This is a genomic window from Pseudomonas sp. BTN1, from assembly GCF_001907715.1.
Lineage (GTDB): Bacteria > Pseudomonadota > Gammaproteobacteria > Pseudomonadales > Pseudomonadaceae > Aquipseudomonas > Aquipseudomonas paracarnis.
On the sequence record NZ_MPBM01000024.1, the window covers coordinates 223,458 to 232,521 of the forward strand.

The window sequence follows — 9,064 nt, forward strand, 5'->3', positions numbered from 1 at the left end:
ATGAGCCTTTCCCTTCGCGACCAGTTGCTCAAAGCAGGTCTGGTCAACCAAAAGCAGGCCAAACAGGTCGGCAAAGAGAAGCAGAAACAGCAGCGCCTGGTCCACAAGGGCCAGGCCGAAGTCGATGATACTCAGGCGCGCCTGGCCGCTGAGGCACACGCCGAGAAGGTCAAGCGTGACCAGGAGCTGAACCGTCAGCAGCAGGAAAAAGCCGAGGCCAAGGCGCGTACCGCCCAGGTCAAGCAACTGATCGAGACCTCGCGCCTGCCCAAGCTGACCACCGAGGACTACTACAACTTCGTCGATGACAAGAAGGTCAAGCGCCTGTCGGTCAACACGCTGATGCGCAACAAGCTGAGCAACGGCTCCCTGGCGATCGTGCACCACGGTGGCGGCTACGAGGTGATCCCGCGCGAAGCGGCGCTCAAAATCCAGGAGCGTGCTCCGGAGCGTATCGTGCAGCTCAACATCCTCACCGAAAGCCAGGTGCCGGATGAAGACGATCCGTACGCCGCTTACCAGATCCCTGATGATCTGATGTGGTAAGCCGCTAGAAACGACAAACCCCGCCAAACGGCGGGGTTTGTGTTTTAAGCGTGCAGCCTGTTACCAATCCACTGCGTAACTCAGGCTGAAGGTACGACCTTCGGCATTCGGGTACGGTGCGCGGGCGTTGGCCTGGGCGAACATGTTCTGGTAGTTGCGGTTCGTGAGGTTGTACACCGCACCTTCGAGGCGGCCTACCGGTAGCCTTACCGAGCCCAGCAAGTCGACCAGGGTGTAGCCCTGGATATCGCGGCCGTTGTTGTCTTTGGCCGCCGCGTCATAATTGGCCAGGCGCATACCCTGCAAGCGCAGGCTGTAGTCGTCACGCTCATAGCCGACAAAGGCTGTGGTCTTGGCGGGGGAGATGCGGGTGGCAGGCAGGTCGATCCACTTGCCGTTCTGCTGGGTCTCGCCTTTGGCGTAAGCGTAAGTACCGCCGACGGACCATTGGTCGCTGATGTTATAGGTCAGGCCGGTTTCGACGCCACGTACGCGTTCTTTCTGATTGATCAGGCGCAGCACACGATCATTGGCATCATAGAACTGCGTGACATCCGAGGTGTTTTCGTACGCGGTGACACTGGCCTGCCACTTGTCCCAGTCGCCACGCCAGCCCAGCTCGTAACTGTCGACCTTCAAGGCCTGGGCATTGAGGTCCTGGATATCGTATTTGCTGTTCACGTCACGCAGGAAGCGCTGGATATCCGGTAGGGAAAAGCCCTGGCTGAAGTTGACGAACACATCCTGGTTGTCGGTCAGGTGGTACACCGCACCGAGGTTATACAGCGTGTCATCGTATTTGAGCGTGCCGCCGGGCAGTGTCGCGCGGTTGCCGGTCTGGACGATTTCGCCATACGCGATGCTGTCGGAGACTTTACTCTCAATCCATTCGCGACGTACGCCACCGCGCAAGGTCCAGTTGTCGATGTCGTAGGAGAGCTGGCCAAAGATGGCTTTGGTGGTGGTCTCGATATCTGGACCCAGTTCGAACGTGGTACCGGTTTTCGTGTAGGTCAGGCCATTGACCCGGTATTGGTCGCCACGCTGGCGTGAGGTTTCATGGTCGTAGTCCGCGCCCCATACCAGGTTGCCCGTTGCCGGGCCGATGTCCGGCATCTGGGTCTCGATCGCCGCACGCAGGCCGTAGACGTCCTGCACGCTGTTGTTATCTGACACGCCTGCCCGGCCTCGGGACAGGTCTGGAAAGAACAGGGCGTCGGCCCGCCGCCAGTAGCTTTCGATCTGCAGGCCCTGGCCGTAGAAATCCTTGTCGGCGTAGTTGAGGTTGACCGCCTGGTTGTGGGTGTAGGGTTGGTCGCCTAGGTCCAGGCCTTTTACGGCGACTGCGTTGCTGGTGATGCGGGGGTTCTTGGTGTAGCGGGTGTCTTGTTCGTCCTTGTAGTCTTGCAGCGACAGGCTGATCTTCTTGTCGTCATCAAGCTCATAGCCGAAGCGACCTTGCAGGTCGTAGGTATCGGTGTCCATGTTGCTGCCCTGGGACGTGTCCTGGGGAATGCGCTTGCCATTACCGTCGAACTGATCGTTGCGCTGCACGGTGTTGCCCGAGAGGTACCAGTCCACCGGGCCCTTGCGCCCGGTGGCGCTTTGGAACGCCTGGTAAGCGAACCCCTTGTGGCTGAGGTTGTTACCGGCGGTCATGCCGATCTTGCTGCTGAACGCCAGGTCTTCACCTTGGTTGCGTTTGGTGATGATGTTGATGATGCCGCCCGATGCGCCTGCGCCGTAGACACTGCTGGCACCGGAGATCACTTCGATACGCTCGATGCTTTCCGGTGCCACGCTGTTGAGCTGGCGGAAGTTATCGCGCGTGGCGTTTTGTGAAACCCCATCGATCAGGATCAGGGTATTACGCCCGCGAAGCGTCTGGCCGAAGTTGCTCATGCCGCCGCTGGAAGGGGCAATGCCAGGCACCAGTTGGCCGAGGATATCGGCGACCCGACGTCCTGCCCCGGTCTGCTGGCGGATTTGCGCTTCATTGATCACCTGCACTGAGCCTGGAATCTGCGCAATGCTGGTTTCGCTGCGCGTGGCCGATACGACTGTTGCCTGTAATTGCAGGCTGGTCGGGGCTGCCTGTGTCTGTTCTGTCTGATCGGCCCAGGCGGGCGCACTCATCGAGCCGAGAAGCGGCAGCAGAACGGCCAATTGCGATTTATTCATGGGTTTGTCTCAGAGTTATTAGAAGTATTGACAGAAAAATCGGGTGTCTCAGGCGCTCGCGTATATGAACGGATCGCGCGGATACTCACTGCGGCCAATGCATAGGTCAGTGCGACCAGCCAGAAGCTGTGCGCCAGGCCCACCCACCCCATGCCGATACCGCCTATCAAGGCGCCGCACAGCGCACCTGCTTTGGCGGCGCTGTTACCCATGCCCAGGGCAAAACCCTGCTGGCTGGACGCGACGGTATTGGCGATCAGCGTGTAGGCCACGGGCAGCAAAGCTCCCTGCCACACGCCCCACAGCAACCGGCTGGCGATGAACCCCAACCATTCACTGGCCAGCGCCGTGCAGGCCAGCGTGAGGGCGCAGGCCCAGGTGACCCATTCGATGATGCGCAGCGTATGTGCTGGCTGATGTCGATCGAACAGGCGGCCCCATAACGGCGCAGACAGTGCCAGGGTCAAGGCGCTGGCGCCATAGCTGGCGCCGATCAGCCACGCGGGCGCCTGCAAAACCTCGGCAACATATAAAGCGTAAAACGGTTGCGGCATCATCCTGGCTGCCTGGATCAATACGATGATTCCCAACATCGCGCCAAGCCAGCCTTTGGGCAGTGCGACAGGCTTCGATGGGCGGGCAGGTCTGGATCGTGGTGAGTCGCTGGGCAAGAACGCGCTGATTATCGCGCACAACAGGCAGACGGCGGTGGCGCTGTAGCACAGCAATGCGAAACCGGATATGTCCATGAGCCAGCCGCCCAATACCGGCCCGGCCAGGGAGCCTACGGCAGTGGCTGATTGCAGCCTGGCAAGAATGTGACCCCGTCCGCCGTCGCCGCAGCAGGCCAGTGCGTAGGCTTGGGCAGCTGCAATGAAGCCGGCCAACGCACCTTGCACCACGCGGATGACCACCAGCCACCACGGATCAGGCGTTATCGCAGCCAGCGCCTGACACACCGCCAGTGCCAGCAACGCGCGGATGATCATGGGCTTATGGCCGGTACGGTCGCCCAGCTTCCCCCACATGGGCGTGAGGATCATCGCTGCCATCATCGGCCCGGCATACACCAGCGAAGACAGCAGGCCGGTGTACTGAGCATTGGCAACGCCCAACAGCGTCTGGATTTGCAGCGGCCAGAACGGTCCGCTCATTTCCATCGCCCCCATCGACACCAACTGAATCACCACCAGCAGCCGCAGCGCTGTGTTGTTAGTCGGCATTGGCGGCCGCGCTCAACGGGTTGGGCAGGCGCCCGACGATATCGGCATGACTCTCCAGCAGACGCATGCGCATGAACGACTTGGCCGGCCACGCGTGCTCCAGCAGTGCTTCGCGCTCGGTGGCCCAGCGCTGCGGATCAACCTGCGAGCGCAGGTCGTCAAAACACTGGCTGACCTGAGCCGACAGTTCATTCCAGAGCAGCGCCTGGGGGATGTCGAAGTGGCGCGCGGCAAGCAGGATGAGCTCGCCCAGATGGCACATGAATACGGTGTGCAGCAGCTTGTCCCTTACGAAACCTGCGTCGTCGTACAGCGTCATCTTCGGGTCGTGCAGTTCAATGTCCAGGCCGTGGGCGTGCAAGGTTTTGCGGTCGATACGGATATCGCCGAAATCGCGTAACAGCAGGCGGCTCAATTGCCCGTCTGCGGCCATGACCATAAAGGAGTTCTGCTGATGGGCCTCGAATGCAACGCCGTAGCGCAAATACATGCCCAGCAGCGCCGGCACACTGATCGCCGCGTACTCATGGAAGAAGGCGAGCATGGCCGCCGCGTCATCCTTGCCTTGGCTCAGGCGCACCCATTGGCGCAGCAGCGGCTGGCCGTGTTGATCAATGGCAAACAGGCTGCCCACCGGCACGGCCATTTCCCCGGGCTGGAGCTGGCTATGGGGATTGTCGCGATAGAGCACCGCCAGGTGGCGGGAGTGCTCGTCATTGGCCGGCTGTGGCTTGAAATGCACACCGATACGCTCGGGAACGATGCTGAGGATTTTCTGAATCGCAGGCTCGCGCTCCAGAATGGCCAGCAGCAAATGGCTGATCCGTGGGCCCATGCGCGCTGAGCGCGGTGAGACGGTGCGCTGCACGCTGGTCAGTCGCAGCGACACGGGCAGTTTGACCATAGGCGCATCGCAACGCCCTTCAGGCAATACGGTTCTGAATGACATGGTGGGGTGGGCGGTAAACGCGACGATATCGGTCAGCACCAGCAGTTTGTCGCCGATTTCGTTGGCGAACAGTTGGGGCAGTTCCTGGCGTGCCTGCCAAGGGTGGGAGGGCAATGGCAGATAATCGCCTGCCTGAAGGCCCTGTGCTTGCAGGACTGCGGTCAATTGCTGTGCCGCTTGCGGGAAGTGCTCGCTCCACCACTGCCAGTAATCGGCGGTACCGGCCAACTTTTCGACATGGGCAAATTGGCGATGCAGCGCGCACAGCAATACCGGAAAGCGTGCTTCGAATTCCGGCGAGTAGTCGATGACTTGCTCGGTATTCAGGCCTAGCTTGGTCTTGTAGTTGGGGTGCCATGGGTGACCCAGTGTTCCCCATTGTTCAAGCACGGAAGTCGGGTTGATAACGCTCGGGCTGTTCTTGAGGTGACTGAGGAGATTGTCTTGATACACCGGTTCCATTGACGCATGCAGCTTGAGCGTCCATTGCTCATGGAAGGCCAGGCACAAGGTGTCGTTGATGAAGCTGTCGTCGATCTCGACGTTGAGGCGGTTGAGCACTTCCCGGTCAGCAGGCGACTCAAGGCTGGCGTTAAGTAACGTCAACAATTGTGAGGGGAATTGGATTTTCTGTTCGGGCTGGCTTTCGCGCAACAGGATGACTTCGCCGCGCAGGTCCCAGCTTGCCATGCGGCCAGGACGCAAATGTTCGAAACGTAGTCGGGCTTGGCAAGGCAGTGTCAGCGAGCATTGCCCATGTTCGTCATAAATGAGCGTGCTGGAGTCCAGCAGGCTTTCACGAAACAATGCTTGGATCAGGCGTTGGAAGCTACGTTCGGCGGCGGGTGCCAGCGTATTGATCAGGGCTTGGAGGCTGACGTGGCTGGCCTGAAATTGCGCAGTGGCAAGTGCTTCGCTCCAGCGTTCCAGTAACGCGTTTTCTGGCTTGCTGCTATTTCCATGCATCTAATTGATTCCCTGATTCGTGAGCCTGAATGAAAAGCGAACGAATGATATCGAGAATCATTATTTGTGTGTGTTTTTGTTACATTAATTTATGGCGATTATTGACAAAAAAACCGCGCTCCAAAGGCGCGGTTTCTCGTAAACGGCCCGGCTGCGTGGGCCGGGCGTCCACATGATTTCAGAGCTTCAGGAGCTTTTTGCCTGGCGTTGCAGTTCGAGAGTTTCGAGCTCGTTTTTATAGTTGTGGGCGTCGCTCTCGTTGTGAAACATGCCGACCAATACGTCTTGCTGATGGACATCCCAGATGTGAATCCCGTGGCCTACTGCTTCATGGGACATATGTTCATCGTCGCGTTCAGTTACTTTTACAGTCATCTGCTTGCTCCAATCTCTGGTTGATCTGCGGCAAGTCGTCGCAGGCCTCTGTTATATGATTTGTTAGCTTGCTAAGTAAACTGATTTTGCGCGCAATAATTCATTGCGGGGAACGCAACAATGCTGCAGGCCTTGTAAACCAAGGCATTGCGTCGCCAGCGCAGCGGCTTTATGACAAAAGTTTCATGTTCAGGTCGGCTAGGTTGACCTCGGCCCCGCTATCGCAGGCAAGCCAGCTCCCACCTTGGAATGCATTCCACTGTGGGAGCTGGCTTGCATGCGATAGCGGGAGTGGCGTCCCCGAAAAATCCCAGGCAAAAAAAGCCCCGCATTCAGCGAGGCTCTTTTCCGGTGCATCAGCAATCAGCTGCCTTTGACAGCCTTACCGTCAACGGTGCCATCCTGCAGCATGATGTTGTATTCCTTGCCGTCAGTCTCGACCTGACGCAGGGCAACCAGGATGCCGCCCTGGTCCTTGGCAAACCACATCTGGGTGATGCGCTTGCTCTGCGACGGGTCGCGCACGCGCTCGACCTTGATCGCGTCGATCGAACCGACCTTGGTCTGGACCTTTTCCGAGCCGATCACGCGGAAGTCGTAGGTATCGGTATCAGTACCCTCAACCACGCGGTAGCTCATGCTCTTCTTGCCGGCGGCAACATCGCGTTGCAGAGCAAGCTGGTAGGTGGACTTGTCGAGCATGCCGCTTTCGAGAGTGACATTGACCGGGTCTTTGTTTTCAAAGCCGGTGACTTTTTTAGCGCTCTGGTCGAAGTCCAGGTTGATCTTCTTCGCCTTGCCCAGGCCGCCGCGTTCGAAGCTGTAGCTCTTGGGTTGCAGGGTGTCCTTGTCGAACAGGATCACGCTGGTTTCGGTCAAGCTGGCAATCATCATCGAGGCCTTGAAATTCAAGGTCCAGGTACCGTCGCCATTCTTGCTCAGGCTGCGTTCAGCCGAACCGCTCATGGGCAGTTGTTTCCAGTCGGCGGTGTAGCTGACGGAGAAGGGGTGAAGGTCTGCCGCTTGTACGGCAGGCAAAGCGAACAGCGCAAAAGCGAAAAGCAGGGCGCGACGCATAAAATCTCCTAGGTTCGAATCAAGTGGCCGCTGGCCGCGAGTAACTGGCCGTCCAATAATGCACCCTGGTCGCCAAGAATCAACCGTCCTTCGGCAAACCAGCGAACAGCCAGCGGGTAAATCCTGTGTTCCTGGGTATGAACCCGTTGCGCAAGCGTCTGCGCCGAGTCGCCTGACTCTACCGGAACCACTGCCTGTACGACCAGAGGCCCGCCATCGAGTTCCTCGGTCACAAAGTGCACGCTGCAGCCATGCTCACTGTCGCCGGCGTCGAGGGCGCGCTGGTGGGTGTGCATGCCTTTGTACTTGGGCAGCAGGGAAGGGTGGATATTGAGCAGGCGTCCTTCGTAGTGCCGGACGAAATCTGCGCTGAGGATGCGCATGAAACCGGCAAGGACCACGAGTTTGGGGTTGAAGGCGTCGATCAGTTCGATCAAGGCGCTGTCGAAGGCCTCGCGACCGTCGAACGCCTTGTGATCCAGGGAGCGAGTATCGATACCCGCGTCACGGGCGCGTTGCAGACCGTAGGCGTCGCTGCGGTTGGAAATCACCGCAGCGATGCGCACCGGGCTGTCGCCGGTGCGCGTGCTGTCGATCAGGGCCTGCAAGTTACTGCCGGTGCCGGAAAGCAGCACCACGACATCACAGGTCTGGGGCATCAGTGAGCCTTGAGGTTCTTCAGTTCAACCTGGGCTGCGCCTTCGGCGGCAGTGGCGATCTGGCCAATGACCCAAGGTTGCTCGCCGGCTTCACGCAGCACGTTCAGTGCGGTTTCAACGTGTTCCTGCGCAACGCAGATCACCATGCCCACGCCGCAGTTGAGCACGCGGTGCATTTCGGTTTCGTTGACGTTGCCTTTTTCCTGCAGCCAATCGAAGACAGCCGGGCGCTGCCAGCTGGCTACGTCGACAATCGCCTGGGCGCCTTTTGGCAGTACGCGCGGGATGTTGTCCAGCAGGCCGCCACCGGTGATGTGGGCCATGGCCTTGACGGCGCCGGTGTCCTTGATCAGCTTGAGCAGTGGCTTGACGTAGATGCGGGTCGGCGCCATCAGCAGGTCGGTCAGTGGCTTACCGTCGAGCTGGATGTTCTCGATGTCGGCGCCGGACACTTCGATGATCTTGCGGATCAGCGAGTAGCCGTTGGAGTGCGGGCCGGACGATGGCAGGGCGAGCAGGGCGTCACCAGCGGCTACTTTGGAGCCGTCGATGATCTCGGCTTTTTCCACCACGCCGACGCAGAAGCCGGCCAGGTCGTAGTCTTCGCCTTCGTACATGCCTGGCATTTCAGCGGTTTCACCGCCGACCAGGGAGCAGCCCGACAGTTCGCAGCCAGCACCGATGCCGGTTACGACCTGGGTCGCGGTCTCGACATTGAGCTTGCCGGTGGCGTAGTAGTCGAGGAAGAACAACGGCTCGGCGCCGCACACCACCAGGTCGTTGACGCACATGGCGACCAGATCGATGCCGATGCTGTCGTGCTTGTTCAGGTTCAGGGCCAGACGCAGCTTGGTGCCCACGCCGTCGGTGCCGGACACCAGTACAGGCTGCTTGTAGCCGGCCGGGATTTCGCAGAGGGCGCCAAAACCGCCCAGGCCACCCATGACTTCAGGGCGCGCAGTGCGCTTGGCGACGCTCTTGATGCGTTCGACCAATGCTTCACCGGCGTCGATGTCTACACCGGCGTCCTTGTAGCTCAGGGAGGGTTGCTTGCTCATGATCCAGGCCTGTAGGGGGGATTTCTGGGT

Annotated in this window: 8 protein-coding genes; 1 reads left to right on the top strand and 7 read right to left on the bottom strand. The window is 59.5% G+C overall.

The features are described 5' to 3' along the window. A complete protein-coding gene (locus tag BMH52_RS11510) occupies nucleotides 1-546 on the top strand; it encodes a DUF2058 domain-containing protein (protein ID WP_014719402.1) in 546 nt (181 codons plus the stop codon). A gap of 60 nt (nucleotides 547-606) precedes the next feature. On the opposite strand, the gene BMH52_RS11515 is transcribed toward BMH52_RS11510, so the two are convergent. From BMH52_RS11515 to purM, 7 genes are all read right to left on the bottom strand, one after another. Beyond that, nucleotides 607-2,727, bottom strand: coding sequence for a TonB-dependent receptor (locus BMH52_RS11515; protein WP_032903118.1), 2,121 nt, complete (start codon nucleotides 2,725-2,727; stop codon nucleotides 607-609). Next, the gene (locus BMH52_RS11520) at nucleotides 2,724-3,950 is read right to left on the bottom strand and encodes an MFS transporter (RefSeq protein WP_019820433.1); all 1,227 of its coding nucleotides are present in this window, start codon (nucleotides 3,948-3,950) and stop codon (nucleotides 2,724-2,726) included. Before BMH52_RS11520 ends, BMH52_RS11515 begins: the two co-directional genes overlap by 4 nt. Further along, complete coding sequence (locus BMH52_RS11525) at nucleotides 3,940-5,865, bottom strand: IucA/IucC family siderophore biosynthesis protein (protein WP_073843752.1); 1,926 nt, start codon at nucleotides 5,863-5,865, stop codon at nucleotides 3,940-3,942. Before BMH52_RS11525 ends, BMH52_RS11520 begins: the two co-directional genes overlap by 11 nt. Before the next feature lie 186 nt (nucleotides 5,866-6,051). Then, on the bottom strand, nucleotides 6,052-6,240 hold the full coding sequence (locus BMH52_RS11530; protein WP_003193064.1) for a hypothetical protein: 189 nt from the start codon (nucleotides 6,238-6,240) through the stop codon (nucleotides 6,052-6,054). A gap of 363 nt (nucleotides 6,241-6,603) precedes the next feature. Next, nucleotides 6,604-7,317 carry a DUF3108 domain-containing protein gene (locus BMH52_RS11535; RefSeq protein ID WP_014719399.1) on the bottom strand — a complete coding sequence of 238 codons (714 nt, stop codon included), beginning with the start codon at nucleotides 7,315-7,317 and terminating at the stop codon, nucleotides 6,604-6,606. Nucleotides 7,318-7,325: 8 nt separating this feature from the next. Next, nucleotides 7,326-7,976: a phosphoribosylglycinamide formyltransferase gene (purN, locus tag BMH52_RS11540; protein ID WP_003193061.1), complete on the bottom strand. Its 651-nt coding sequence runs from the start codon at nucleotides 7,974-7,976 to the stop codon at nucleotides 7,326-7,328. Further along, complete coding sequence (purM, locus tag BMH52_RS11545) at nucleotides 7,976-9,034, bottom strand: phosphoribosylformylglycinamidine cyclo-ligase (protein ID WP_014719398.1); 1,059 nt, start codon at nucleotides 9,032-9,034, stop codon at nucleotides 7,976-7,978. Before purM ends, purN begins: the two co-directional genes overlap by 1 nt. Nucleotides 9,035-9,064: the final 30 nt, after the last annotated feature.